Annotated in this window: 25 protein-coding genes; 8 read left to right on the top strand and 17 right to left on the bottom strand. The window is 71.4% G+C overall.

The genetic code is table 11. The features are described from left to right. Window positions 1-32: 32 nt before the first annotated feature. The gene (locus tag ACFUO4_RS22395; RefSeq protein ID WP_079310365.1) at window positions 33-731 is read left to right on the top strand and encodes an O-methyltransferase; all 699 of its coding nucleotides are present in this window, start codon (window positions 33-35) and stop codon (window positions 729-731) included. An 83-nt stretch (window positions 732-814) separates the two neighbouring features. Here the strand turns inward: ACFUO4_RS22395 and ACFUO4_RS22390 are convergent, their stop codons facing one another. Continuing rightward, window positions 815-982 carry a DUF3117 domain-containing protein gene (locus ACFUO4_RS22390; protein WP_003966491.1) on the bottom strand — a complete coding sequence of 56 codons (168 nt, stop codon included), beginning with the start codon at window positions 980-982 and terminating at the stop codon, window positions 815-817. A gap of 361 nt (window positions 983-1,343) precedes the next feature. Between ACFUO4_RS22390 and ACFUO4_RS22385 the strand changes: the two genes are divergently transcribed. Further along, a complete protein-coding gene (locus ACFUO4_RS22385; RefSeq protein ID WP_383487358.1) occupies window positions 1,344-2,135 on the top strand; it encodes an enoyl-CoA hydratase/isomerase family protein in 792 nt (263 codons plus the stop codon). Between the two features lie 4 nt (window positions 2,136-2,139). Here the strand turns inward: ACFUO4_RS22385 and ACFUO4_RS22380 are convergent, their stop codons facing one another. Both ACFUO4_RS22380 and ACFUO4_RS22375 read right to left on the bottom strand, forming a co-directional pair. Beyond that, window positions 2,140-2,721, bottom strand: coding sequence for a DNA-3-methyladenine glycosylase I (locus ACFUO4_RS22380; protein ID WP_383487355.1), 582 nt, complete (start codon window positions 2,719-2,721; stop codon window positions 2,140-2,142). Continuing rightward, window positions 2,718-3,083 carry a DivIVA domain-containing protein gene (locus ACFUO4_RS22375; RefSeq protein WP_383487352.1) on the bottom strand — a complete coding sequence of 122 codons (366 nt, stop codon included), beginning with the start codon at window positions 3,081-3,083 and terminating at the stop codon, window positions 2,718-2,720. Before ACFUO4_RS22375 ends, ACFUO4_RS22380 begins: the two co-directional genes overlap by 4 nt. A gap of 165 nt (window positions 3,084-3,248) precedes the next feature. Here ACFUO4_RS22375 and folP point away from each other — a divergent pair, with 165 nt between their 5' ends. Then, a complete protein-coding gene (gene folP / locus ACFUO4_RS22370) occupies window positions 3,249-4,109 on the top strand; it encodes a dihydropteroate synthase (RefSeq protein WP_383487349.1) in 861 nt (286 codons plus the stop codon). A gap of 15 nt (window positions 4,110-4,124) precedes the next feature. Here the strand turns inward: folP and ACFUO4_RS22365 are convergent, their stop codons facing one another. Both ACFUO4_RS22365 and dapE read right to left on the bottom strand, forming a co-directional pair. Further along, complete coding sequence (locus ACFUO4_RS22365) at window positions 4,125-4,883, bottom strand: TIGR00730 family Rossman fold protein (protein WP_079310363.1); 759 nt, start codon at window positions 4,881-4,883, stop codon at window positions 4,125-4,127. 100 nt (window positions 4,884-4,983) lie between these two features. Next, on the bottom strand, window positions 4,984-6,063 hold the full coding sequence (gene dapE, locus ACFUO4_RS22360; RefSeq protein WP_079310390.1) for a succinyl-diaminopimelate desuccinylase: 1,080 nt from the start codon (window positions 6,061-6,063) through the stop codon (window positions 4,984-4,986). An 84-nt stretch (window positions 6,064-6,147) separates the two neighbouring features. Here dapE and ACFUO4_RS22355 point away from each other — a divergent pair, with 84 nt between their 5' ends. Together ACFUO4_RS22355 and ACFUO4_RS22350 are read left to right on the top strand one after the other, a co-directional pair. Then, window positions 6,148-7,122, top strand: coding sequence for a heavy metal transporter (locus ACFUO4_RS22355; RefSeq protein ID WP_383487345.1), 975 nt, complete (start codon window positions 6,148-6,150; stop codon window positions 7,120-7,122). Between the two features lie 310 nt (window positions 7,123-7,432). Beyond that, a complete protein-coding gene (locus tag ACFUO4_RS22350) occupies window positions 7,433-7,885 on the top strand; it encodes an ATP-binding protein (RefSeq protein WP_079310362.1) in 453 nt (150 codons plus the stop codon). A 62-nt stretch (window positions 7,886-7,947) separates the two neighbouring features. Here the strand turns inward: ACFUO4_RS22350 and ACFUO4_RS22345 are convergent, their stop codons facing one another. Together ACFUO4_RS22345 and fdxA are read right to left on the bottom strand one after the other, a co-directional pair. After that, on the bottom strand, window positions 7,948-9,039 hold the full coding sequence (locus ACFUO4_RS22345) for a bifunctional succinyldiaminopimelate transaminase/glutamate-prephenate aminotransferase (RefSeq protein ID WP_383487340.1): 1,092 nt from the start codon (window positions 9,037-9,039) through the stop codon (window positions 7,948-7,950). 115 nt (window positions 9,040-9,154) lie between these two features. Beyond that, window positions 9,155-9,472 (bottom strand): ferredoxin, encoded by a 318-nt coding sequence (fdxA, locus tag ACFUO4_RS22340; RefSeq protein WP_010047804.1) that lies wholly within the window; start codon window positions 9,470-9,472, stop codon window positions 9,155-9,157. Window positions 9,473-9,612: 140 nt separating this feature from the next. Here fdxA and ACFUO4_RS22335 point away from each other — a divergent pair, with 140 nt between their 5' ends. Together ACFUO4_RS22335 and ACFUO4_RS22330 are read left to right on the top strand one after the other, a co-directional pair. After that, window positions 9,613-10,632 carry a GNAT family N-acetyltransferase gene (locus ACFUO4_RS22335; protein ID WP_383487336.1) on the top strand — a complete coding sequence of 340 codons (1,020 nt, stop codon included), beginning with the start codon at window positions 9,613-9,615 and terminating at the stop codon, window positions 10,630-10,632. Between the two features lie 40 nt (window positions 10,633-10,672). Next, window positions 10,673-11,524, top strand: coding sequence for a tetratricopeptide repeat protein (locus ACFUO4_RS22330; protein ID WP_383487333.1), 852 nt, complete (start codon window positions 10,673-10,675; stop codon window positions 11,522-11,524). 88 nt (window positions 11,525-11,612) lie between these two features. On the opposite strand, the gene ACFUO4_RS22325 is transcribed toward ACFUO4_RS22330, so the two are convergent. The 8 genes from ACFUO4_RS22325 to ACFUO4_RS22290 all read right to left on the bottom strand — a co-directional run bounded on the left by ACFUO4_RS22325 (window position 11,613) and on the right by ACFUO4_RS22290 (window position 19,438). Next, entirely contained in the window at window positions 11,613-12,227 is a 615-nt protein-coding gene (locus ACFUO4_RS22325) for a response regulator (protein ID WP_383487330.1), read from the bottom strand. Then, window positions 12,224-13,426 (bottom strand): sensor histidine kinase, encoded by a 1,203-nt coding sequence (locus tag ACFUO4_RS22320; RefSeq protein ID WP_383487910.1) that lies wholly within the window; start codon window positions 13,424-13,426, stop codon window positions 12,224-12,226. The genes ACFUO4_RS22325 and ACFUO4_RS22320 overlap by 4 nt, the downstream gene beginning before the upstream one ends. A 5-nt stretch (window positions 13,427-13,431) precedes the next feature. Beyond that, window positions 13,432-14,172, bottom strand: coding sequence for an ABC transporter permease (locus tag ACFUO4_RS22315; protein ID WP_383487326.1), 741 nt, complete (start codon window positions 14,170-14,172; stop codon window positions 13,432-13,434). Further along, window positions 14,169-15,074, bottom strand: a complete 906-nt coding sequence (locus tag ACFUO4_RS22310; protein WP_383487323.1) for an ABC transporter ATP-binding protein — start codon at window positions 15,072-15,074, stop codon at window positions 14,169-14,171. Before ACFUO4_RS22310 ends, ACFUO4_RS22315 begins: the two co-directional genes overlap by 4 nt. 131 nt (window positions 15,075-15,205) lie before the next feature. Continuing rightward, entirely contained in the window at window positions 15,206-17,683 is a 2,478-nt protein-coding gene (locus ACFUO4_RS22305) for a peptidoglycan binding domain-containing protein (protein WP_383487320.1), read from the bottom strand. 250 nt (window positions 17,684-17,933) lie between these two features. Beyond that, window positions 17,934-18,344 carry a DUF6113 family protein gene (locus ACFUO4_RS22300; RefSeq protein WP_383487317.1) on the bottom strand — a complete coding sequence of 137 codons (411 nt, stop codon included), beginning with the start codon at window positions 18,342-18,344 and terminating at the stop codon, window positions 17,934-17,936. Continuing rightward, window positions 18,341-19,201: an N-acetyl-1-D-myo-inositol-2-amino-2-deoxy-alpha-D-glucopyranoside deacetylase gene (gene mshB, locus ACFUO4_RS22295; RefSeq protein ID WP_383487314.1), complete on the bottom strand. Its 861-nt coding sequence runs from the start codon at window positions 19,199-19,201 to the stop codon at window positions 18,341-18,343. Before mshB ends, ACFUO4_RS22300 begins: the two co-directional genes overlap by 4 nt. A gap of 42 nt (window positions 19,202-19,243) precedes the next feature. Then, window positions 19,244-19,438 carry a hypothetical protein gene (locus tag ACFUO4_RS22290; RefSeq protein ID WP_079312001.1) on the bottom strand — a complete coding sequence of 65 codons (195 nt, stop codon included), beginning with the start codon at window positions 19,436-19,438 and terminating at the stop codon, window positions 19,244-19,246. A 178-nt stretch (window positions 19,439-19,616) separates the two neighbouring features. On the opposite strand from ACFUO4_RS22290, the gene ACFUO4_RS22285 reads away from it, so the two are divergent. Then, window positions 19,617-21,734: a prolyl oligopeptidase family serine peptidase gene (locus ACFUO4_RS22285; RefSeq protein WP_383487311.1), complete on the top strand. Its 2,118-nt coding sequence runs from the start codon at window positions 19,617-19,619 to the stop codon at window positions 21,732-21,734. Window positions 21,735-21,892: 158 nt separating this feature from the next. On the opposite strand, the gene ACFUO4_RS22280 is transcribed toward ACFUO4_RS22285, so the two are convergent. After that, on the bottom strand, window positions 21,893-22,966 hold the full coding sequence (locus tag ACFUO4_RS22280) for an ABC transporter ATP-binding protein (protein ID WP_079311999.1): 1,074 nt from the start codon (window positions 22,964-22,966) through the stop codon (window positions 21,893-21,895). After that, window positions 22,959-23,933, bottom strand: a complete 975-nt coding sequence (locus ACFUO4_RS22275; RefSeq protein WP_079311997.1) for an ABC transporter ATP-binding protein — start codon at window positions 23,931-23,933, stop codon at window positions 22,959-22,961. The genes ACFUO4_RS22280 and ACFUO4_RS22275 overlap by 8 nt, the downstream gene beginning before the upstream one ends. Between the last annotated feature and the right edge of the window lie 324 nt (window positions 23,934-24,257).

Here is a 24,257-nt window from a genome sequence, read left to right as displayed (position 1 = left end):
GTGCGTCTCCACCCCTCTAAACGCCCGGTCCCATCAGCAGGTTCCCGCCCCCAACGGATACAGTCACGCCCAGGCAACCACGGGGACAGGAGAGGGTCATTACCGCCAACCGGCAGACGAGCTGGGCGTTCGCCGACGCCTATGTCGCCGAGGACGAAGCGCTGCACTGGGCCCGCGACCGGGCCCGTGAGGCAGGGCTGCGCTCGGTGTCGCCCGGCGCGGGTGCGGCACTGCGGTTGCTGGCGGCCTCGGTGGACGCCAAGGCGGTCGCCGAGATCGGCACCGGTACGGGAGTCTCCGGCATCCATCTGCTGCACGGCATGCGGCCGGACGGCGTCCTGACGACCGTCGACCCCGAGCCGGAGCACCAGCAGTTCGCCCGTCAGGCCTTCCGGGCCTCCGGCTTCGCCAGCAACCGGGCCCGCTTCATCCCCGGCCGCGCGCTCGACGTCCTGCCCCGGCTCGCCGACGCCGGCTACGACCTCGTCTTCTGCGACGGCGACCGCCAGGAGGTCATGGACTACCTCGCTGAATCGTTGCGCCTGCTGCGACCGGGGGGCCTCGTGGTGTTCGAGGGGGTCTTCGCGCACGGCCGGACGGTGGACTCGGGTCCGCAGCCGACCGAGGTGCTGCGGCTGCGCGAGCTGCTGCGCGCGGTGCGGGAGAGCCCGGAACTGGTGCCGTCGTTGCTGCCGGTGGGTGACGGACTGCTGTGCGCGGTCAAGCGGTAGGGCCGGGCCCCGGCTGAACAAACAGCGACCCCGGCACCGTATGGGATGCCGGGGTCACCGAAAGGGTATGGTCGCGTCCCGCGTCAGCCGACGACCTTCTTGAGGGCGTCGCCGAGCGCATCGGCCTCGTCAGGGGTCAGCTCGACGACGAGCCGACCGCCGCCTTCGAGCGGAACGCGCATGACGATGCCCCGCCCCTCCTTGGTCACCTCGAGCGGGCCATCGCCCGTCCGCGGCTTCATGGCCGCCATGCTCGTTCCCCTTCCTGAAACCAGCTCATCGTCTAAGCCGACGGCCCTGGGAGGGCACGCGTGTCGTGCGTGGGCACGCGACACCGGCATCGAACACATTGCTTCCAAGCCATTATCCCGCATCTCAGGACCCGATGACCAACATCAGTCGGCATCGCTTGGGCAACGCGCGCGAGCAAAACCACTCAATTCGGCGATGTGACTGCGATACTGCGCGGCCGTGCGCATGTTCGGCGACAGAATTCGGCCGCGGATTCTTTGACGCAGGTCACACGTCCGTTCCGGTCCCTGAGCGGTGATCTCCGCCATGCTGTCCTACTGAACCCGCAAGTAACCCGCAAGGACGCAGGAGGGGACGCACATGGCCGACACCGTGCTCTACGAGGTGGGCGACGGACTCGCGACGATCACCATCAACCGGCCCGAGGCGATGAACGCCCTGAACATCGCGACCAAGGTCGCGCTGCGGGACGCGGTCCGGGCCGCGGCCGGTGACGACGCCGTGCGGGCCGTGCTGCTGACCTCCGCCGGGGAGCGGGCGTTCTGTGTGGGTCAGGACCTCAAGGAGCACATCGGGCTGCTCGCGGAGGGCTCGACCTCCGTCATGAGCACGGTCAAGGAGCACTACAACCCGGTCGTGCGTGCCCTGACGGAGATGCCCAAGCCGGTGGTGGCCGGGGTGAACGGGGTCGCGGCCGGGGCCGGGTTCGGGCTGGCGCTCGCGGCGGACTACCGGGTGGTCGCGGACACGGCCGGGTTCAACACCTCGTTCGCGGGGGTCGCGCTGACGGCGGACTCCGGGATCTCGTGGACCCTGCCGCGGGTGGTGGGCCCCGGGCGCGCCGCCGACCTGCTGCTCTTCCCGCGGACGATCAAGGCCCAGGAGGCGTACGAGCTGGGCATCGCCAACCGTCTCGTCCCTGCGGCTGAGCTGCACGCCGAGGCCGAGAAGGTGGCCCGCGCGCTGGCCGAGGGGCCGACGGTGGCGTACGCGGCGATCAAGGAGTCCGTCGCCTACGGGTTCTCGCACTCTCTGGCGGAGACGCTGGAGAAGGAGGACGAGCTGCAGACGCGGGCGGGGGCGTCGGAGGACCATGCGATCGCTGTGCGGGCGTTCGTGAACAAGGAGACGCCCAAGTACCTGGGGCGCTGAGCGCTCAGCTCCGCCTGGCCGAGCAGTCGGCCAGGTGGTCGTTCACCAGCCCGCACGCCTGCATCAGGGCGTACGCCGTCGTCGGTCCCACGAAGCGCAGGCCCTTCTTCTTCAGGGCCTTCGACAACGCCGTCGACTCCGGAGTGATCGCCGGGACGTCTCCCACCGTTCGGGGAGCCGGGCCCGGCGTTTTCGGGGCGTGCGACCAGATGAACTCGTCGAGCTCGCCCGGAGCCCAGTCGGCCAGTACGCGCGCGTTGGCGAGGGTCGCGTCGATCTTGGCGCGGTTGCGGATGATGCCCTCGTCCAGGAGGAGGCGGTCGCGGTCGGCGTCCGTGAACGTCGCCACCTTGGCGATCTCGAACCCCGCGAAGGCCGCGCGGAAGCCCTCCCGGCGGCGCAGGATCGTGATCCAGGAGAGGCCGGACTGGAAGGCCTCCAGGCAGAGGCGCTCGTAGAGGGCGTCGTCGCCGTGGACCGGGCGGCCCCACTCCTCGTCGTGGTAGGCGATGTAGTCCTCGGTGGACACGCCCCAGGGGCAGCGCAGCCGGCCGTCCGGGCCGGCCAGGGCGGTTCCGTCGCTCACTGGTCCTCCTGGGCGGGCTTCTCCATGGAGACGTGCGAGGTGCGCGTGCCGTGGGCGGCGGCCTGGGCGCCGGCCAGGGCCGACTCCAGGTCGGCGATGCGCGCGTCGCGCTCGGCGAGCTCGGCGCCGAGGCGGCCGAGGGCGTCGTCCACGTCGGCCATGCGGTAGCCGCGCGCGGCGAGCGGGAAGCGGAGGGCCTCCACGTCGGCGCGGTGGACCGGGCGGTCGTACGGCAGGGGGTCCTGGAGGCGCTCCGGAGCGGCCTCCGGGAGGGGGCCCGTCTCGCCGCCGCCCACCACGGCGAGCGTCACCGCGGCGACCACGACGGCGAGCGCGACGACGAGGAACAAGAACATAACCATCGCTGTGGGCCCCCACGCTCGGTGAAAGTGTCGGACTCCGTATCGGACTCTGTGTCGGAGTCGAATGTGTCAGAGTCCGATCGTGCCATGCGAGTCTGACAGTTAGGGTCGCAGGCGGCCGCCGGCCGGCGACTTGCCAGGACGTACTAGGAGAGGTCACAGGGGATGCTCAGGCTGGGCACGCGGGAATTCGAGCCGCACGAGCCGGTGATCATGGCGATCGTGAACCGGACCCCGGACTCCTTCTACGACCAGGGCGCGACGTTCCGTGACGAGCCGGCCCTCGCGCGCGTGGAGCAGGCGGTGGCCGAGGGTGCCGCGATCATCGACATCGGCGGGGTCAAGGCCGGGCCGGGCGAAGAGGTGTCCGCCGAGGAGGAGGCGCGGCGGACGGTCGGGTTCGTGGCGGAGGTGCGGCGGCGGTTCCCCGACGTCGTCATCAGCGTGGACACCTGGCGGGCGTCGGTCGGTGCGGCCGTGTGCGAGGCGGGGGCGGATCTGCTGAACGACGCGTGGGGCGGGGTCGATCCGGGACTCGCGGAGGTGGCCGCGCGGTACGGGGTGGGGCTGGTGTGCACGCACGCGGGCGGGGCCGAGCCTCGTACGCGGCCGCACCGGGTGACGTACGACGACGTCATGGCCGACATTCTGCGGGTGACCGTGGGGCTGGCCGAGCGGGCCGTGGCGCTGGGGGTGCCCCGGGAGTCGGTGCTGATCGACCCGGGGCACGACTTCGGGAAGAACACGCGGCACAGTCTCGAAGCGACACGGCGGCTGGGAGAAATGGTCGGGACGGGGTGGCCGGTGCTGGTGTCCCTGTCGAACAAGGACTTCGTCGGCGAGACCCTGGACAAGCCGGTGAAGGAGCGCGTCGTCGGGACGCTCGCGACGACGGCGGTCTCGGCGTGGCTCGGGGCACAGGTCTACCGCGTGCACGAGGTCGCCGAGACCCGTCAGGTGCTGGACATGGTGGCGTCGATCGCGGGCCACCGGCCCCCGGCGGTCGCCCGCCGGGGACTCGCCTGATCCGCCGGACGGGCCCTAGCGGCCCGCCTCCTTCGACACCAGCGCCACCGCCTCGTCCACGTCGTCCGTGACGTGGAACAGGAGCAGGTCCTTCTCGGAGGCCTTGCCCTGGGCGATCAGGGTGTTCTTCAGCCAGTCCACCAGGCCGCCCCAGTAGGCGCTGCCGAACAGGACGATCGGGAAGCGGGTGACCTTCTGGGTCTGCACGAGGGTGAGGGCCTCGAAGAGTTCGTCGAGCGTGCCGAGGCCGCCGGGCAGGACCACGAAGCCCTGCGCGTACTTCACGAACATCATCTTGCGGACGAAGAAGTACCGGAAGTTCAGGCCGATGTCGACGTACGGGTTGAGGCCCTGCTCGAAGGGCAGCTCGATGCCGAGGCCCACCGAGATGCCGTTCGCCTCGCAGGCGCCCTTGTTGGCCGCCTCCATCGCCCCTGGACCGCCGCCCGTGATCACCGCGAACCCGGCCTCGACCAGGCCTCGACCGAGCTGCACGCCCGCCGCGTACTCCGGGGAGTCCGCCGGTGTCCGCGCCGAGCCGAACACGCTGATCGCGGGCGGGAGTTCGGCGAGCGTGCCGAAGCCCTCGATGAACTCCGACTGGATGCGCAGGACCCGCCAGGGGTCGGTGTGGACCCAGTCGGAGGGGCCGCCCGCGTCCAGGAGCCGCTGGTCGGTGGTGCTGGCCGTCACCTGTCCACGCCTTCGGAGGACGGGTCCCAGGCGCTGCTCCGACGGTGGCTGCTTCTTCCCCTCGGGGTTGCCGGTAGCCATGTGCGCTCCCTCCATTAGCGGGTAGTTCCGCTTCAGCGTAGATCTACGCGGGTTACGGAGGGGGGACGTGTGCGTGTCCGCCGGCGGCGGCCTTGCCGCCTCATGCCGTCAGCCAGGCCCGCAGCCGCTCCTCCGCGACCGGGATCAGTGACGCCTTCACCCGCTCGTCGACCTTGTGGGCGAGCAGCGGGTTGCCGGGGCTGTAGTTGACGGCCGGGATGCCCAGGCGGCTGAAGCGGGACACGTCCGTCCAGCCGTACTTGGGGTGGACCTCGCCGCCCACGGCCTGCACGAAGGCGGCCGCGGACGGGTCGTTCAGGCCCGGCCGGGCTCCGCCGGTGTGGTCGTCGACGACGAACTCGTCCACGCCGCAGTCGGCGAAGTAGTCGCGGACGAAGGCCTCGGCCTCCTCCTCGCTGCGGTCGGGCGCGTAACGGAAGTTGACGGTGACCGTGCAGGCGTCCGGGATGACGTTGGTGGCCACGCCGCCCTCGATGCCGACGGCGTTGAGGCCCTCGTGGTAGCGCAGGCCGTCCACGACCGGCCGGCGCGGCTCGTACGCGGCCAGCTTGGCCAGCACGCGCGCGGAGGCGTGGATCGCGTTGGAGCCCATCCACGCGCGCGCGGAGTGCGCCCGCTCCCCCTTGAACTTGAGCAGCACCCTGAGCGTGCCCTGGCAGCCGCCCTCCACCTGGCCGTCGGTGGGTTCGAGGAGCACCGCGAAGTCGCCCGCCAGCCACTCGGGATGGGCCTCGGCGACATGTCCCAGACCGTTGAGGTGGGCGGCGACCTCTTCGTTGTCGTAGAAGACGAAGGTGAGGTCGCGGTTGGGGGCCGGGACGGTCGCCGCGATGCGCAGCTGGACGGCGACGCCGGACTTCATGTCGCAGGTGCCGCAGCCCCAGAGGTAGCCGTCCTCGTCGAGGCGGGAGGGGACGTTGTCGGCGATGGGGACGGTGTCGATGTGGCCGGCGAGGATGACCCGCTCCGCGCGGCCCAGGTTCGTGCGGGCCACCACGTTGTTGCCGTACCGGTCGACCGTGAGGTGCGGCAGGGCGCGCAGCGCGGTCTCGATGGCGTCCGCGAGGGGCTTCTCGGTGCCGCTCACCGAGGGGAAGTCGACGAGCTGCGCGGTCAGCTCCGCAGCGTCCAGCGTGAGGTCAAGCGGGGTATCGGCCATGGCCTTGACCCTAGCGCCCGGGCCCTCGCGGCCGTCGTCCACACCCGGCTCGGGCACCACAGGCCCCTCCAGTATTTTGTACGGATGCCACAGCCGTCACCCACTCCCCGACGCCGTCGTCGTGGCCGCCTCCTGCGTTTCGGGGCGGCCCTCGTGGTCCTGTGTGCCGTCGCGGGCTATCTCGTGGTGCAGTACGTCACCGGAGGCGCGGACGCGCCCGGCTGCAAGGTCGTCTCGGGCAAGGGCGACGGGGCGGAGTACGAGTTCACGCCGGAGCAGGCGGTGAACGCGGCGACCATCACGGCCGTCGGCACCGGGCGCGGGCTGCCCGAGCGGGCGGTGGCGATCGCGCTGGCGACCTCGATCCAGGAGTCGGGGCTGCGCAACATCACCCACGGCGACCGGGACTCGCTCGGCCTGTTCCAGCAGCGGCCGTCGCAGGGCTGGGGCACGGAGCGGCAGATCATGGACCCGGCGTACGCGGCGGGGAAGTTCTACGAGCATCTGGTCAAGGTCTCCGGTTACACGAAGATGCCGCTCACGGAGGCCGCCCAGCGGGTGCAGCGCAGCGGCTACCCGGAGGCGTACGCCAAGCACGAGCCGGACGCGGTGCTGCTCGCCGCCGCGCTCACCGGGACCTCTCCGGCGACGCTGACCTGCGACGGGCGGCAGGCCGCCACGCAGGCCGCGGGTCCGGACGGGGTGCGGGACGCGCTGGTGAAGGACTTCGGGCGGGACGCGCTCGACACGACCGCCGAGGACGTGGCGAAGGGTACGAAGTCGTCGTCCGCCGCCACCGGGGACACGGCCGGGGAGCGGACGCTGATCGTGCCGGTCACCGGCCACGACCCCGCCAAGCGCACGGTGCGGCAGCGGGGCTGGCAGCTCGCGCACTGGGCGGTGGCCAACGCCTCCGCCCTGCACATCCAGAGCGTCACCTACGCCGGGCGGCGGTGGACCGCGGGGAACACCCAGAGCGAGTGGCGGGCCGTGCAGAGCACGGGTGCGGGCGGGGCGGAGAAGGCCGCCGGGTCCGTGCGGATCGTGACTGCTCAGTAGTACGGGCCGTCACTCGCAGGGGTTACGGGGGCCCGACTCGGACGCGGGTGTGCGCAGGTTTTCGTCACCTCACTCTCGTATCCGGGAAATCCCTTGAGAACACAGGGCTGTAAGGATTCGGCGGACTTTCGGATCGGGCGCCTTTTGCCCGTTTTTATCCGCAGCCGATAATGCGACGCATTGCCAACTCTTTACGTTGGCCGTCCGCAACCTTCGCGGGCTTCGAGCGGTAGTCACTGCGTCCGAGCCCGGTGATCAACTGCCGGGAGCGGGTGCACACTTCCTCGTTCTCTCCCGTCAAAGGAGCATCATGTCCCTCCCCCTGACCCGCAGGATCGCCCGTGCCGCGCTGCTCGTCGCTGCGGGAGCGGCAGCCGGGGTCGGTGCGGCCGGCTCCGCCAGTGCGGCGCCCGCCGAGCTCCCCGCCACCCCGAACCTGGGCGGTCTGACCGCCCTGGACGCGGCGAGCGTCGGCAACAACGTCGACGGCGCGACGCAGAGCGTCACCAAGATCGCGGGCAACACCGGCGGCAACGCGGTCAAGAAGGCGGTGCCGACGGCGGGCAAGACCGGCGGCAAGGTCGCGAAGAAGGCGGCCCCGGCCGCGCAGCAGACGGCCGGTGACGCGGCGGGCTCCGCCGGGGACATCCTCGGTGACACCACGTCCACCGCGACGAAGGGCGGGCTGCCGACGGACTCCCTCACCAAGGGCGGGCTGCCCGCGGCCGACTCGCTGCCGGTGAAGTCGCTGCCGCTCGGCTGAACGGCCTGAAACGCGAAGGGGCCCGGGGTTCTCCCCCGGGCCCCTTCGCGTCGTCCCGCCGGCTACAGACGCTCGACCGCCGCCCGCACCCGTTCATCGGTCGCCGTGAACGCCACACGGACGTACGTCGCGCCCGCCTCCCCGTAGAAGTCGCCCGGCGCCACGAGGATGCCCAGCTCGGCCAGGTGGGCGACGGTGTCCCAGCAGGACTCGTCGCGGGTGGCCCAGAGGTAGAGGCTGGCCTCGCTGTGCTCGATGCGGAAGCCGTGCTTCACCAGCGCCTCGCGCAAAGCCTCTCGGCGGGCCGCGTACCGCTCCCGCTGCTCCTGGACGTGGACGTCGTCGCCGAGCGCCGCGACGACCGCCGCCTGCGTCGGGGCCGACGTCATCATGCCGCCGTGCTTGCGGATCTCCAGCAGGGGGCCGAGGACGGCCGGGTCGCCGGCCAGGAAGGCCGCGCGGTAGCCGGCCAGGTTGGAACGCTTGGAGAGAGAGTGGACGGCCACGATGCCGTCGTAGGAGCCGCCGTTGACGTCCGGGTGCAGGACCGAGACCGGGTCGGCCTCCCAGCCCAGCTCCAGATAGCACTCGTCGGAGAAGAGCAGCACGCCGTGCTCACGGGCCCAGGCGACGATCCGGGTCAGCTCCGCCTTCGACAGGACCTTGCCGGTCGGGTTCGACGGGGAGTTGAGCCAGAGCAGCTTCAGGCCCTCGGGGTCCAGTTCGGTCGGGTCGTCGTAGACCTCGTACTCGGCGCGGGCGAGACGGGCGCCCACCTCGTACGTCGGGTAGGCCAGCCGTGGGTACGCGACCTTGTCGCCGGGGCCGAGGCCCAGCTGGGTGGGCAGCCAGGCGACCAGTTCCTTGGAGCCGACGATCGGCAGGACGTGCCGGTGGGTGACGTCACGGGCGCCCAGGCGGCGCTCCAGCCAGCCGGTGATCGCGTCGCGCAGGGCCGGGGTGCCCCAGACCGTCGGGTAGCCCGGGGAGTCCGCCGCGTCGATCAGGGCCTTCTGGATCAGCTCGGGGACCGGGTCGACCGGGGTGCCGACGGAGAGGTCGACGATGCCGTCCGGGTGCGCTGCGGCCGTCTTCTTGTACGGCTCCAGCTTGTCCCAGGGGAAGGTGGGGAGGCGGTCGGAGACTGCGGACACGGGGACTGGCTCACTTTCTGGTACGTACGGCAAACGCCTCGGTCCCGTACGGCGATCAGAGGTGATCTGGCCGTACGGGACCGAGGCGGCACGAAGCTGCGGGCCGCTGGTGCGCTTACGCCTGGGGCGGCAGCGCGGCGATGAAGGGGTGGTCCCGCTCGATCAGACCCAGCTTGCTGGCGCCGCCGGGGGAGCCGAGCTCGTCGAAGAACTCGACGTTCGCCTTGTAGTAGTCCTTCCACTCCTCCGGAGTGTCGTCCTCGTAGAAGATCGCCTCGACCGGGCAGACCGGCTCACAGGCACCACAGTCGACGCATTCGTCCGGGTGGATGTACAAGGACCGGGAGCCCTCGTAGATGCAGTCGACCGGGCACTCCTCGATGCACGCCTTGTCCTTGACGTCGACACAAGGCTGCGCGATGACGTAGGTCACGCTGTCGTTCCTCCTCGATAGGGCGCTGGCGGGCCTCCATAGGCTCCGCCGCCTGGCGCGCGGGAGCGCGGCGTCGTCGATGCCCGCCCCTAGTATCTCCGTTCTTGGGCATGATCCGAACAGGAGGGGTGAACTGACCTGTGGAAATCTCTGCGACGGGGCGCCTTGAGGTCCGTATCACCGCAGCTGACGTGGGTAAACGGGTCTCCGTACGCCGCATGAACGATCCTGCGGTTCCGGGTGAGAAGTTCACCGACACGGTGGGTGTTCTCGCATCATGGGACACCGGTGTGCTTCGGATCACACGCAAGGACGGCGAGACTGTCCGCATCGCGGAATCCTCGCTGGTGGCGGGCAAGGTGGTGCCGGGCGCCCCGGCCCGCCGCCGGGGGCCGTCCGCCTCGTACGCGGAACTCGCCCATGTCTGCACGCGCGCGTGGCGGCCGGTGGAGAGCGAGCGGCTCGGCGAGTGGGAGCTGCGGGCCGCGTCCGGCTTCACCCGGCGAGCCAACTCCGTGCTGCCGATCGGCGACCCCGGCATGCCGCTGGACGACGCGCTGGAGGCCGTACGCCGCTGGTACGGCGCTCGCGGGCTGCCCGCGTACGTGCAGACCGCGACCGGCGCCGAGGGCACGCAGGAGCTGCTGTGCGCGGAGCTGGAGCGGCGCGGGTGGGTCCGTGAGGTGACGGCCGAGCTGTGGATCGGGGCGCTGGCACCGCTCGCCGACCGGGCCGGGGGCGCCGGGGGTGTCGCGGTGGAGCTGTCCCGGGACGTGGACGAGGCGTGGCTCGCGCGCTACCAGCGCAAGGGGGTGAGCGAGGTGGCGCTGAAGGTGCTGTCGAGCGGGCCCTCGGTGTGGTTCGCGCAGGTGCCGGGAAGCGGTGGCGTGCCCGCCGCCATCGGGCGGTGTGTGGTGGACGGGCGGTGGGCGTCCTTCGCCGCCGTCGAGGTCGATCCCGAGCAGCGGCGGCGGGGGCTGGCCACCGAGGTGATGGCCGCGCTGGCCCGACGGGCGCTCGAGGAGGGCGCGTCGGCGGCCTGGCTCCAGGTCGAGGCGGAGAACGCGGGGGCGCGGGCGCTGTACGCCGGGATGGGCTTCGGGGCGCATCACGCGTACCACCACTACCGGGAACCGGCCGCCGGGGAGAGTGACCGGTGAGCGGCCGGTACCGATCGCTGTGAGAGGGCACGAGCCAGCTATGCGTCTGCCGCATCCCCCACCCCCGGAACGCTCCGCCGAACTGCGCCGGCGGTTCGCCGAAGAGGCCCGCTCCGAACGGCCCGACCTGTCCGCGCTGTGTCTGCTCCTGGGCGCCGAGGCGGACGGCGGCCTCGACGAGGCGGGCATCGACGCGGCCCAGATCGCACTGGACGAACTGGCCGGGCGGCTGCCGTTCCGGCCCGGTGGGCCGCGGTCGTGGGCGGTCGCCCTGCGGGAGCTGCTCGGGGAGCGGTGCGGGTTCCGCGGCTCCGCCGGGGACTATCAGCGGCTGGAGTCGTCGTTGCTGCACGAGGTGCTTCGGCGGCGGCGGGGCTTGCCGATCCTGCTGTCCGTGGTGTGGATGGAGGTGGCCCGGCGGGCCGGGGCGCCGGTGTACGGGGTCGCTCTTCCGGGGCACTTCGTGGTGGGGTTCGGGGCCGCGGAGGAGCAGGTGCTGGCCGATCCGTTCGACGGGGGGCGGGTGCTCGCCGGGGCCGACGCGGAGTTGTTGGTCGCGGGGGCCACGGGGGCTTCTCTTGATCCGTCCATGTTGGCGCCGGCCGATCCGCTGGATGTGGTGCTGCGGATTCTCAACAACGTGCGGGCCTGGGCGGCGGCTCGGCCGGAGCGGTCGGATGTGGCGCTGTGGGCTGTGGAGTTGTCGCTGTTGTTGCCTTCTCATCCGGCTCGGTTGCGGTACGAGCGGGCGCAGTTGCTGGTGGAGCGGGGTGACTTCGTCGAAGGGGCCGCGGAGTTGGAGGGGTACGCGGAGGTGGTGGCGGCGGTGGACGAGTCCGCTGCGGATCGCCTGCGGCGGCAGGCTCGGGCGGCTCGGGCCAGGCTCAACTGACATCGCCGTAGGGGCTTTTGCCGGTGGGCTTGTGCGCGTTCGCTGTGGCTGGTCGCGCAGTTCCCCGCGCCCCTGAAAGACAGGCCGACTACAGCCAGCCCTTCTCCCTCGCCAGGCGCGCTGCCTCTGCCCTGTTCCTTACCGCCAGTTTCTGGATTGCCGTCGAGAGATAGTTGCGGACCGTGCCCTGTGACAGATGCAGCTTCGCTGCCAACTCCGCGTTCGTGGAACCGTCCTCCGCCGCCCGCAGGACCTCGCGCTCCCGGTCCGTCAGCGGGTTCGCGCCCTCCGCCAGGGCCGCTGCCGCCAGGGTCGGGTCGATGACCCGCTCGCCCGCCAGTACCTTGCGTACCGCCTCCGCCAGTTGGGCGGCCGGGGCGTCCTTGACCAGGAACGCGTCGGCGCCCGCCTCCATGGCGCTGCGGAGGTAGCCGGGGCGGCCGAAGGTGGTCAGGACAACCAGCTTCACGTCCGGCAGGGCCGTGTGGACCTGAGCCGCCGCCTCGATGCCGGTCATGCCGGGCATCTCGATGTCCAGGAGAGCCACGTCGACGCCGTGGGTCCGTGCCGCGGCCAACACCTCGTCGCCCCGGGCGACTTGGGCGACCACCTCGATGTCGTCCTCCAGGCCCAGGAGGGCGGCGAGGGCCTCGCGGACCATCGACTGGTCCTCGGCGAGGAGGACCTTGATCGTGTGGCTCATGCCCCGGATCCTACGGGCGTCACCGCGCCGGCGGGCACCCGGGCGAGCAGCCGGAAACCGTGCTTGGTGCGGCCCGCCTCCAGGGTGCCGCCCGCCTTCCCCAGGCGCTCGGTCAGGCCGGTGAGGCCGTTGCCGGGGCCCTTGCCGGAGCCGCCCGAGCCGTTGTCCTCGACGGCGAGTTCCAGGACCGGGCCGTCGAGGGTCTGGCGGTGCAGGACCTCGATCGTGCAGCGGGTCGCGCCGCTGTGCCGTACGACGTTGGTGACCGCCTCGCGCAGGGCCCAGGCGAGGGCGCTCTCGCTGTCCTCGGGCACGCCGGTGAGGTCGGGTTCGGCGGGTACGTCGGCGATGACCGCGGCGGCCGTCAACGCGACCTGGGCACCCGCGAGTTCCTCGGACAGCCGGGGCCTGCGGTAGCCGGAGACCGCCTCGCGGACGTCCACCAGGGCCTGGCGGCTGACCTGTTCGATGTCGGCGACCTGCTGGGCCGCCTTGTCGGGGTGGTCCGGGAGCATCCGGCCGGCCAGTTCGCTCTTCAGCGTGATCAGGGAGAGGGAGTGACCGAGGAGATCGTGCAGGTCGCGGGCGAGACGCAGGCGTTCCTCGTTGGCGGCGAGCTGGGCGACGGTGGCGCGGGCCTTGCGCAACTCCACGGTGGTGGAGACGAGTTGCCGGATGCCGGTCATGGAGTAGCCGACCAGGAGCACGACGAGGAAGAGTCCCCAGGCCTCGTCGAGATCGTGGGCGTGCCAGCCCGCCAGCATCATCGCGGCGGCGGTGAGCGGGATCGTCCAGTAGGCGGTCCGCAGCGGGAAGGCCACCCCGCAGGTGACCGAGACGTACACGAACAGGCCGAGCCATTCGCTGCCGAAGCCGAAGGCCAGAGCGAGTCCGAGCACCCAGAGGGCGGCGGCCAGGACGTTGATGATCCCGCCGCGGAAGGTCCGGCGGCCCATGGTGCGGAAGACCAGGGTCAGATAGAGCCCGACGAAGGCCACGAGGCCCGTCCAGCCGGCAGCCGTGACCGCGGTGGTGTGGTCACCGGAGTTCAGGTCCTGCACCGGGGAGGCCAGGAAGACCAGCCAGGGCAGGACCCACACCAGCTTCCGGATCGCCTCACTCCGATTGCGGGGCGGCTGGCCGATCTGGATCAGCCGTTCCGCCCGCGCTTCCTCGTCGGGCCGCAGATCGTCCGTCATCACACTCACGCCTTCAGCGTGTCCTTCCGGTACAGCCAGGCCGCGCCGCCCGCGAACAGGGCGAAGAAGACGGCGAGGACGGCGATGTCCTTGGCATGCGGGGCCTGGCTCTGCTCGATCGCCTGCCCGAGGGCAGCGTACGCGTGCGTGGGCACCCACTTGGCGATGTCCTGGAGCCAGGCCGGGAAGGCCGTCGTCGGCATCCACAGGCCGCCGAGGATGGACAGCCCGAAGTAGGTGATCATCGTGATCGGCCGGACCGCGTCCCCGCTCGCCAGGTACCCGATGGCCACGCCGAGCGCGGCGAAGACGAGGCTGCCGGCCCAGATCGCGCCGGTGAGCGCGAGCCACTGCCAGGCGTCCAGGCGTACGTCCTTCACGGCCGCGGCGACGACGAAGACGACGACTATGGAGGGCAGGCTGACCACGGCCGCGCTCGCGGTCTTCGCAAGGACATAGCCGCGGCCGGGCAGCGTGGTCAGCCGCAGCTGCCGTACCCAGCCGCTCTCCCGTTCCTTGGCGATGCGCTCGCTGTTGCCCATCAGCACGGCCGTCAGGGCCCCGAAGGAGGCCATGGAGACCATCATGTAGGTCGGCAGGGTCAGGCCCGTGCCGTCGACCTGGTCCGTGCCGTCTGCGCTGCCCGCGATGAGCAGGAAGAGCAGGGACGGGTAGAGGACCGAGAAGAACAGGAACTTGCGGTTGCGCAGGGCGCGGTTGAGCTCCAGCTTGATCAGGCTGTTCATGAGGTACGGGCCTCCTCGGCCTCGGTGATGGCGACGAAGGCCTGCTCCAGGCCGAGCCCGGCGACCTCCAGGTTGCGGGGGTAGAGGCCGAGGCCGTACACGGCGTGGACGGTGGCGTCGGCGTCGGAGGACTGGATGCGGACGGTGGAGCCGGAGACACTCAGGTGGGCGAGGAAGGGCAGCTCGCGGAGCGCGTCGGGATCGATCGGCGCGTCCAGGTCGAAGGAGATCCGCCGCGCCCCCGCCTTCGCCTTGATCTCGGCGGCCGTTCCGTCGGCCAGCAACCGGCCCCGGTACAGCACGAGCACGCGGTCGGCGACGGCGTCGGCCTCTTCGAGGTAGTGGGTGGCGAAGAGGACCGTCCGCCCCTGGTCGGCCTGTTCGCGCATGGTGGCCCAGAAGGCCTGGCGGGTGGTGACGTCCATGCCGGTGGTCGGCTCGTCCAGGACGATCAGGTCGCTGTCGCCCGCGGTCGCGAGCGCGAAGCGGACGCGCTGGGCCTGGCCGCCGGAGAGCTTGTTGACCTTGCGGTCGGCGATCTGGGTGATGCCGGCCCGGGCGAGGACGTCGTTCGCCTTGTACGGCTTCGGATGCAGGTCGCAGGCCAGCCCGACGATCTCGGCGACGGTCACCTCGTCCATCAGCCCGCCGCTCTGCAGCATCGCGCCGACCCGCCCGGCGACGATCGCCTCACGCGGGCTCGTGCCGAAGAGCCGGACGCTGCCGCTGTCCGGCTGCTTGAGCCCGAGCAGCAGGTCGAGCGTGGTCGACTTGCCGGCGCCGTTGGGGCCCAGCAGGGCCACGGTCTGTCCGGGATGGAGGCTCAGTGTCAGACCGTCGACGGCCCGGACCTCGCCGTACGCCTTGCTCACCTGGTCGAATGCGACCGCTGTCGTCGTCATGTGATCCAGGGTGGCCTTCGGGGGCCCTCGTCCGGCAGTGTCGGCGGTCCTGACTGCCGGATGACAGATGTCATACGACGACCAGGGGCACCCGGCGGGTGCCGGATGCCCCTGGTCAGAGCCTGGTGCGGCTAGCTCGGGTCGGTGTCGATCGTGACGATGCGCTCCGCCGGGGTCTTGCCGCGCAGGGCCTTGCGGAGGGCCGAGGCGACGTCCTCGGGCAGGACGTCCCGCTTGCCGCTCGCGCCGTTGATCTGCACGCCGACGAAGGTGGTGCCGTACGCCGCCTTGAGCGCCTTGAGGTCGTAGTAGTCGACCAGCTTGCCGTCGACCGCCTTGAAGCTCAGGATGTCCGGCAACGACCGCTGACCGAAGTCGATGAAGTGTGCCGGGTCGGTCTGCACCCGGACGGTCTTGGCCATCGCGGGCTCCGCGATCGACTTCATCACGTCGTCGACCTCGGCGTTCGAGATCGTCGGCTCCTTGGTGGTGGTCGGCAGCGTGATCGCGCCCGCCGAGCCGTTCTCCACCTGGGTGCGGTACGCCTGCTCCACCGCCGCCATGGACTTGGCGACGTCGATGCCCTTGCCGGGCTTGCCGTAGACGGCGACGGCCTTGCCGTTCTTGAACTTGATCGTGCCGTCGGTCGCCGAACCGGAGCTGCCGGAGGCGTCCTCCAGGGCCGCGGTCAGTTTCTCCTCGTCGACCGGCATCTCCGGCTCGATCACCCGCCGGCCGCCGAAGAGCGAGCCGATCACCGAGACCGGGTTGTAGTCGCTGGTCGCGGCCTTGCTGACGGTGGCCTGCATGTCGAACTGAAGGCCGGCCTGGTCGGGCTGGAGCTGGACCGCCTTGCCGTCCACCGACAGCTTCAGCGGCTGGTTCACCTTCTTGTCGAAGGCCGCGTCGAGCTTCTTGACCGCGTCGTCGCGGGTGCCGCCGCCGATGTCGACGCCGAGGACCGTGGTGCCCTTGGGGACGTCGGAGTGGTTCATCAGCAGGCCCACGCCGTACGCGCCGCCCGCGATGACGACCACGCCCACGGCGAGCAGGGTCAGCTTGCTGCGGCCCTTCTTCTTCGCCTTCTTCTTCGACGACGACGCCGGGACGTTCTGCGCGACCGGCTCGGGCAGCTTCGGGGGCGTGTGCGGCAGCGGTCCATCGGTGCCGGCGCCGGGCCCGAACGGGGCGTTCTGGGCGGTGGGCGGCACGACCGGGATGCCGCTGGTGACGGTGTGCCCGGAGACGTTGTCCGGCGGGGTGCCGTAGCCGGGGCTGCCCGGTTCGGGAGCCGGCTTCTGCGGGGTGAGGATCGCGGTGTCGTCACTCAGGCCGCCGCCGGGGCCACGGCCGGGGGCGGTCTGCGGGCCGCCGTGGGGGCCGACACCGGGACCGCCGGGGCCGCCGGTTCCGGGGGGCGCGCCGACACCGGGGCCGGCGAGGCCGGCGGAGGCGTTGGGCATACCGGGGCCGCCGGGACCGCTCGGGGCGCCAGGACCGCCCGCGCGGCGGTGACCGCCGGGGCCTGCCGGACCGCCGGGAGCACCGGGACCGGCAGGACCACCTGTGCCGCCGGGGCCGCCGAGCGTGCCCGGTCCACCCGGTCCACCCGGTCCACCCGGGCCGCCCTGCGGGCCGCCGACCGGCGGTACGACCGGGCCGTCGCCGGTGACCGGGCCGGTGGTCGGGCCCGCGGGGCCCTGCGGGCCGCCGTAACCGGCCGTTCCGCTGAAGTCGTTGGGCCCGTTGAAGTCGTTGGCGGGCGTGAAGCGGTGCGAGCCGGTGGAGCTGTTGAAGTCGTCGTGGCCGCCGGGGAGGCCGGCCTGGCCGCCGTAACCGTTCTGTCCCGCCTGGCCGTTCTGGCCGCTCTGGGGGCCCTGGCCGTTCTGCGCGCCGTCGTTGTCCGAGAAGTACGGCAGGTCGTCGCGGCGCGGCTCGGCGCCGGGGCGTGCACCGCCGCCCAGCGGGCCCGCCGCCAGCGCCTCGGTCACGTCGAAGGAACCCGTGCCGCCGCCGTGGCCGGGCGCGACGGGGCCGCCGGTCGCGCCGGGCAGGCCCGCGCCGTTGGTGGAACCGGAACGGGAGCCGCCGGGCACGCTCATGGAACCGACCACGCCACCGGGACGCCCGGCACCGGGCCGCGTACCACCGGAAGCACCGCCCGGAGCGCCACCGGAAGCCCCGGGACCGCCACCGGCCGGAGCACCCGGCGCGGCACCGGAACCGTTCGGCACGGGCGCCGAACCTCCGGGCAGACCGGCCCCGTTGGTCCCGCCGCCGCTCTGACCGCCCTTGGCGGGGCCGGACTTGCGCGGGGCGAACCAGTCGCTGGTCTTCTCCTCGGCGGACGGAGCCGGCTCGGCGGGAGCCTCGGCCATGCCGTTGCCGGCCGTGCCGTGGGACGCGGGCGCGCTCGGCGCCGGGGTCTCGGCCGTGGTGTCACCCGCGGTGCCCTCGGCGTCCGCGACGGGCGTCCGTACGACGACCGGCGGGATCGGCCGCGATCCGGGGATGTTGATCCGGATCCGGGTCGTCAGCGTGGTCTCGGTCTTGCGCTCATCGGACTGCGCGGCCGAACGGCCCGCTTCCGTACCGTCGTCGGAAGCCATGGGGGTCCCGTAGGGCGGCGTGCCCGAAGGGTAGGCGGCTCCGCCGCGCCCGTTGGGCCCGGAGGACGGAGTGTCAGTTTCACGACTCAAGGCAGGTTCTCCCGGTTGGCTCCACCGCCCGTGTCGACCTCAGTGCTTCGGGCGGCTCGGCGGCGCGCACCACCATACTGGCCACTTCTGGCGCGTATCCCACGACCGCTGGGGAAACCCACACCGGACTCGCACGTCCCTGTCGCGGCGAAGTGGTACGTCACTTGCGAAGTCGGACGGCGTCGCCGTCCGGTTGCCGCCCGAGGCCGAGCGTGGCGCAGATCACAGCCGTGGCCATACCGCCGAGCAGGAAGAGGTAGGAGCCGGCTCCCGCGCCGAAGAGGAAGTCGCCTTCGGGGCGGCTGGCGGTGAGCAGGATGACGGCGAGCACCCAGCCGGCCGCCGGTGCGACGGCGCCGCCCCGGCCGTCGGCGGCGCGCGCCCCGCCGAGGCAGAGCCCGGCCTCGCCCGCGAGTGCGAGCAGCAGGCCGCCGGGGAACCAGCCGGACTGCACGAGCGATCCGGCGGCGCCGACGACCGCGCCGAGCACGAAGAGGCCCAGGTAGAGGAGGGCTCGTCCGGCGGAGGGGGCCTTGAGGGGCTGGGCGAGCATGGGTCCGCGGTCGTTCATGAGATGTCCCCGGTGCCGGCGAAGAGATTGGTCTCCCGGTCCCCGGGTACCCGATCCCCTCGCACCAACTCGTAGTACTCGGTGGTGAAGAGGGGCTGGGCGAGATCGTTGGAGAGCGCGAAGTACGGTGCGGCGACCGTGATCTGGGTGGCGTGCGCGGCCATCGCGGCGGCCTTGGCGGAGGCGTGAGCGGTGCCGTCGATCTCGGTCGTCACCCGCTCGTCGTCCACGACACCCGGGACGTCGTCCAGGACGCCCTCCTTGGTGAAGGGCAGGCCGGGCAGGTCGTCGTGGAGACGGGCGAAGGCCTGTTCGCCGACCGTGCGCGGGACGCGGTTCCAGTAGATCTTGGGGATGGTCCAGCCCGCTTCGGCCGCCAGGTCCGCGGCGCGCATGGCGACGCGGTGGGCCTGGATGTGGTCGGGGTGGCCGTAGCCGCCGTTCTCGTCGTAGGTGACGAGGACGTGCGGACGTACCTCCAGGATCACCCGCACGAGATGCGCGGCGGCCTCGTCGACGTCGGCCTGCCAGAAGCAGGCGGGGTCGTCGTTGTCGGCGAGGCCCATCATCCCGGAGTCGCGGTAGCGGCCCTCGCCGCCGAGGAGACGGAAGTCCTCGACGCCGAGTACGCGCATCGCGGCGGCGAGCTCGCCGAGGCGGTACTCGCCCAGGGCGCTACCGGAGAGGTGCCGGAGCTCCGGGGGAATGACCTCGCCGTGCTCACCGAGCGTGCAGGTGACCAGGGTCACCCGGGCACCCTCGGCCGCATAGCGGGCCATCGTCGCGCCGTTGTTGATCGACTCGTCGTCCGGGTGCGCGTGCACCAGGAGCAGGCGCCGGGCGGGTGGTTCCGTCATGGGACCACCCTAAAGGCGAGCTGGGACCTGCCCCGGGAAGGGTCAGAACTTGATGCTGCCGATCATCCCCGCGATGTTCGTCGTCAGCTCGCTGATAGTCGGCGCCATGGTCGAGGAGGCCAGGTAGAAGCCGAGCAACATGCAGACGATCGCGTGTCCGGCCTTCAGTCCGGACTTCCTGATCAGCAGGAAGACGATGATCGCCAGCAGCACCACCGCCGAAATCGAGAGTGCCACGGCGGCTCACCTCCAAAGATCCCAAGAGCGCGGGGGGTTCGGACCAGGGGGGCAGATAAATCCATACGACAGCCAGCGGGTTCATACCCACTATGCGCTAGTGATCATAACTATCCGTACTCGCGCATCGGTCGGCGCACGGACGCACAAGGGGGCGTATGGCCAATATGGTCGGGGCATGACGACGACCCCCGACTCCTTCCCTCGCCGGCACGCCCGCACCCAGCGCTTCACCCTCGGCGCGCCGCGCGCGTTCACCGTGGCTCCCGACGGTTCCCGTGTCGTGTTCCTGCGCTCGTCCTCCGGTACGGACCGGGCGAGTTCGCTGTGGGTGCTCGACCCGGCGGACGGCGGGGAGCGCGTGGCGGCCGACCCGCGCGCCCTGCTCGGCGGGGCCACGGAGGATCTGTCGCCGGAGGAGCGGGCGCGCCGTGAGCGCAGCCGTGAGGGCGGGGCCGGGATCGTCGGCTACGCCACCGACTCGGCGGTGGAGTTGGCGTCTTTTGCCTTGTCAGGGCGGTTGTTCGCGGCGGAGCTGCGAGCCGGGACGGCGACCGAACTCCGGGTCCCGGGCCCGGTGATCGACCCTCGCCCCTCCCCCGACGGCCGGCTCGTGGCGTACGTCGCCCAGGGCGCCCTGCGGGTCGTCGGGGCCGCGGGCGAGGGCGACCGGGCGCTGGCGGAGCCGGAGTCGGAGCACATCACCTACGGTCTCGCCGAGTTCATCGCGGCCGAGGAGATGGGCCGGTCACGGGGGTTCTGGTGGTCGCCGGAGTCGGACCGGCTGCTGGTGGCGCGCGCGGACGACACGCCGGTACGGCGCTGGTGGATCTCCGACCCGGCCCATCCGGAACGTGATCCACAGCACGTCCCCTACCCGGCGGCGGGGACGGAGAACGCGGACGTACGGCTGTACGTCATGGGCCTCGACGGGGCGCGCACGGAGGTGACGTGGGACCGTGCCCGTTACCCGTATCTGGCGCATGTGCACTGGTCAGCGGCGGGTGCGCCGCTGCTGCTGGTCCAGGCGCGTGACCAGCGCAGTCAGCTGTTCCTGGCCGTGGACACCGAGTCCGGGGCGACCCGGATGGTGCACGCGGACGAAGATCCAGTTTGGCTTGATCTTTTCCCGGGGGTGCCCTGCTGGAGCCCGTCCGGGCGGCTCGTGCGGATCGCGGACGAGGGCGGCGCGCGGGTCCTCGCGGTGGGCGAACGGCCGCTGACCGGGCCGCAGTTGCATGTCCGTGCGGTGCTGGACGTGTCCGACGACGACGTCCTGGTCTCGGCCTCGGCCGGGGAGCGGGCGGCGGAGCCGGAGACCGGCGAGGTGCATGTGTACCGGGTCAACGAGCTCGGCGTGGAGCGGGTCTCGCAGGAGCCGGGGGTGCACTCGGCGGTACGGTCCGGGAGCGTGACCGTGCTGGTCTCGGCGACGCCGGGGCGGGCCGGGTCGGTGGCGCAGGTGCTGCGGGACGGGAAGCAGACGGCGACGATCACCTCGTACGCCGAAGATCCCGGTATGTCCCCGCGCGTGACGCTGACCGAGGGGGGCGCACGGCGTATCCCGTGCGCCGTGCTGTTGCCTCAGGACCACCAAGGGGATGGTCGTCTTCCGGTTTTGCTCGATCCCTACGGGGGACCGCACGGCCCGCGCGTCCTCGCGGCCCACAACGCGCACCTCACCAGCCAGTGGTTCGCCGACCAGGGTTTCGCGGTCGTGGTCGCGGACGGCCGGGGCACGCCGGGCCGCTCGCCGGCCTGGGAGAAGGCGATCCGCGGTGACTTCACGGTGTCCCTGGACGACCAGGTGGAGGCGTTGCGGGAGCTGGCGGAGCGGTACCCGCTGGACCTGGACCGGGTGGCGATCCGCGGCTGGTCGTACGGCGGCTGGCTGGCGGGGCTCGCGGTCCTGCGCCGGCCCGACGTCTTCCACGCGGGCATCGCCGGCGCACCGGTCACGGACTGGCGGCTCTACGACACCCACTACACGGAGCGGTACCTGGGCGACCCGCGGACCTCACCGGAGGCGTACGCGAAGAGCTCCCTGGTGACGGACGAGGGCCTGTCCTCCCCCGCCGAGCCGCACCGCCCGCTGATGATCGTGCACGGCACCGCCGACGACAACGTGGTCTTCGCCCACGCCCTGCGCCTGTCCTCGGCCCTCCTCTCGGCGGGCCGCCCGCACGAGGTGCTCCCCCTGTCGGGCGTGACGCACATGACCCCGCAGGAACAGGTCGCGGAGAACCTGCTGCTGCTCCAGGTGGACTTCCTGAAGCGGTCGCTGGGGCTGCGGTAGCGGTCCGGGTACGGCAACGGGCCGGGACGACATGGCGCATCCCGGCCCGTTTACGGCACCCGCACGGCCGTACGTTGTTCAGACTGACGCGTCCGTATATCGGGATCGGGTCGGCCAAGTTGCCTGCGTGTTAACGCGGTTGGTAACCATTTGTGTGGTTATTCCCGGCCATTTGCAAGATCATCCGGCGGCGTCGCGGGGTGCTCCTCGGCGGGCACCACCTGCATCTCCTCCGCGAAATGGCAGGCGGAGTCATGGGCCGCGGGACCGGAGGTGAAGCGGAACTCGCTCGGGACCGCGAGGGCCGGGACCTCCAGGGCGCAGCGCTCCTGGGCCTTCCAGCAGCGGGTGCGGAAGCGGCAGCCGGAGGGGATGTTGGTCGGGGAGGGGACGTCGCCGGCCAGGATGATGCGCTCGCGGTGCTCGCGGGCCTCCGGGTCGGGGACCGGGACCGCGGAGAGCAGGGCCTGGGTGTAGGGGTGGGTGGGGTGGTCGTAGATCTCCTCGTCCCGGCCGATCTCCACGATCCGCCCCAGGTACATCACCCCCACCCGGTCGGAGATGTGGCGGACGATCGACAGGTCGTGGGCGATGAAGACGTAGGAGAGGTCGAACTCGTTCTGGAGACGGTCCATCAGGTTGATGACCTGGGCCTGGACGGAGACGTCGAGCGCGGAGACCGGCTCGTCGGCGACGATCACCTCCGGGCGCAGGGCCAACCCGCGGGCGATGCCGATGCGTTGGCGCTGGCCGCCGGAGAACTGGTGCGGATAGCGGTTGATGTACTCGGGGTTGAGACCGACCACGTCCAGGAGGTCCTGGACCTTCCGTCTGCGGTCGCCCTTGGGAGCCACCTCGGGATGGATGTCGTAGGGCTCACCGATGATGTCGCCGACCGTCATGCGGGGGTTGAGCGAGGTGTACGGGTCCTGGAACACCATCTGGATGTTGCGGCGGACGGACTTGAGGGCCTTGCCGGACAGCTTGGTGATGTCCTCGCCCTTGTACTTGATCGACCCGGCGGTCGGCTGCTCAAGATTGACGAGCATCTTGGCAACAGTCGACTTGCCGCAGCCGGACTCCCCGACGATCCCGAGGGTCTCCCCTTTGTCGAGCGTGAAGTCCACACCGTCAACGGCCTTGACCGCACCGACCTGCTTCTTGAACAGGATGCCCTGGGTCAACGGGTAGTGCTTGACCAGTCCGGTCACTTCAATGATCGACTCAACCATTGAGGCACTCCCTCCAGAAGTGGCAGGCGCTCGTACGGTCCTGCGACACCTCGTACAGCGGAGGTTCGTCCGTCCTGCACACGTCCTGGGCCATCGGGCAGCGGGGGTTGAACGCGCAACCCGGCGGGATGGCCATCAGGTTGGGCGGCAGTCCCTTGATCGCGTACAGCTCCTGGCCCTTCTGATCCAGACGGGGGATGGAGTCCAGCAGACCGCGCGTGTACGGATGCGCCGGCGCCTTGTAGATGTCGTGCACCGGGGCCTGCTCGACGATGCGGCCCGCGTACATCACCGCGATCCGGTCGGCGACGTCGGCGACCACGCCGAGGTCGTGGGTGATGAGGATGAGCCCCATGTTGTACTCGCGCTGCAACTCCGCGAGCAGGTCCATCACCTGGGCCTGGACGGTGACGTCGAGGGCGGTGGTGGGTTCGTCGGCGATGATCAGGGCCGGCTCCAGGGCCAGCGCCATCGCGATCATGATGCGTTGGCGCATGCCGCCGGAGAACTGGTGCGGGTACTGCTTGACCCGTTCCTTCGCGGCCGGGATGCGCACCCGGTCCATCAGCTCGACGGCCTTGGCCCGCGCGTCCTTCTTCGACAGGCCGCGGTGGACCACGAACATCTCACCGAGCTGATCGCCCACGCTCAGCACGGGGTTGAGGGACGACAGGGCATCCTGGAAGATCATCGCCATCTCGGCGCCGCGGACCTTCCGCCGCTCCTCCTCCTTGAGCTTCAGCAGGTCCTTGCCCTGGAAGAGGATCTCACCGCCCGCGATCCGCCCCGGCGGCATGTCGAGGATGCCCATGATCGCCTGAGCGGTGACGGACTTCCCGGACCCGGACTCCCCCAGCACGGCGAGGGTCTCCCCCGCGTCGACCGCGTAGTCGACCCCGTTGACGGCCTTGGCGACCCCGTCCCGGGTCTTGAACTCCACGTGCAGATCACGCACTTCCAGGAGCACGACTCACCTCAGCTTCGGGTCGGGGGCAGGCGCACCGCGCCGCCGGTACGGTCGTCGTCGGGGTACGGGGGCAATCCGCGCTGCGGAGACAGGCCCCGGTGGCAGCCGGAGGTGCGTCCCCCGCACCGAGACCCGCGCGGCAGCGCGAGGGCGCACGCAGGCCCGCCCCTCTCGGCGTCGCCTCGGGAGGCCTCGCGTGCGAGGTCGTCGCGCACGATGTACGCGTGGACAAGGTCCTGGCGGGCCGCGGCCACCGACAAGGTGCCCGGCCGGGGGCGGAGGCGCCCGGCGGGCCGGGGGCGGCGGGTGTGTCGCCGGTTTTCC

Source organism: Streptomyces sp. NPDC057280 (assembly GCF_042668605.1).
Classification (GTDB): Bacteria; Actinomycetota; Actinomycetes; order Streptomycetales; family Streptomycetaceae; genus Streptomyces.
This window is presented reverse-complemented; position numbering and strand designations above follow the sequence as displayed.

Excerpts from the sequence above, each read along its gene's own strand:
- ACFUO4_RS22390 (WP_003966491.1), bottom strand. The coding sequence starts at position 982 with ATGGCGGCCATGAAGCCGCGGACGGGCGATGGCCCGCTCGAGGTGACC.
- ACFUO4_RS22385 (WP_383487358.1), top strand. The coding sequence starts at position 1,344 with ATGGCCGACACCGTGCTCTACGAGGTGGGCGACGGACTCGCGACGATC.
- ACFUO4_RS22375 (WP_383487352.1), bottom strand. The coding sequence starts at position 3,083 with ATGGTTATGTTCTTGTTCCTCGTCGTCGCGCTCGCCGTCGTGGTCGCC.
- folP (WP_383487349.1), top strand. The coding sequence starts at position 3,249 with ATGCTCAGGCTGGGCACGCGGGAATTCGAGCCGCACGAGCCGGTGATC.
- ACFUO4_RS22365 (WP_079310363.1), bottom strand. The coding sequence starts at position 4,883 with ATGGCTACCGGCAACCCCGAGGGGAAGAAGCAGCCACCGTCGGAGCAG.
- dapE (WP_079310390.1), bottom strand. The coding sequence starts at position 6,063 with ATGGCCGATACCCCGCTTGACCTCACGCTGGACGCTGCGGAGCTGACC.
- ACFUO4_RS22355 (WP_383487345.1), top strand. The coding sequence starts at position 6,148 with ATGCCACAGCCGTCACCCACTCCCCGACGCCGTCGTCGTGGCCGCCTC.
- ACFUO4_RS22350 (WP_079310362.1), top strand. The coding sequence starts at position 7,433 with ATGTCCCTCCCCCTGACCCGCAGGATCGCCCGTGCCGCGCTGCTCGTC.
- ACFUO4_RS22330 (WP_383487333.1), top strand. The coding sequence starts at position 10,673 with ATGCGTCTGCCGCATCCCCCACCCCCGGAACGCTCCGCCGAACTGCGC.
- ACFUO4_RS22325 (WP_383487330.1), bottom strand. The coding sequence starts at position 12,227 with ATGAGCCACACGATCAAGGTCCTCCTCGCCGAGGACCAGTCGATGGTC.
- ACFUO4_RS22320 (WP_383487910.1), bottom strand. The coding sequence starts at position 13,426 with ATGACGGACGATCTGCGGCCCGACGAGGAAGCGCGGGCGGAACGGCTG.
- ACFUO4_RS22315 (WP_383487326.1), bottom strand. The coding sequence starts at position 14,172 with ATGAACAGCCTGATCAAGCTGGAGCTCAACCGCGCCCTGCGCAACCGC.
- ACFUO4_RS22310 (WP_383487323.1), bottom strand. The coding sequence starts at position 15,074 with ATGACGACGACAGCGGTCGCATTCGACCAGGTGAGCAAGGCGTACGGC.
- ACFUO4_RS22305 (WP_383487320.1), bottom strand. The coding sequence starts at position 17,683 with ATGGCTTCCGACGACGGTACGGAAGCGGGCCGTTCGGCCGCGCAGTCC.
- ACFUO4_RS22300 (WP_383487317.1), bottom strand. The coding sequence starts at position 18,344 with ATGAACGACCGCGGACCCATGCTCGCCCAGCCCCTCAAGGCCCCCTCC.
- mshB (WP_383487314.1), bottom strand. The coding sequence starts at position 19,201 with ATGACGGAACCACCCGCCCGGCGCCTGCTCCTGGTGCACGCGCACCCG.
- ACFUO4_RS22285 (WP_383487311.1), top strand. The coding sequence starts at position 19,617 with ATGACGACGACCCCCGACTCCTTCCCTCGCCGGCACGCCCGCACCCAG.
- ACFUO4_RS22280 (WP_079311999.1), bottom strand. The coding sequence starts at position 22,966 with ATGGTTGAGTCGATCATTGAAGTGACCGGACTGGTCAAGCACTACCCG.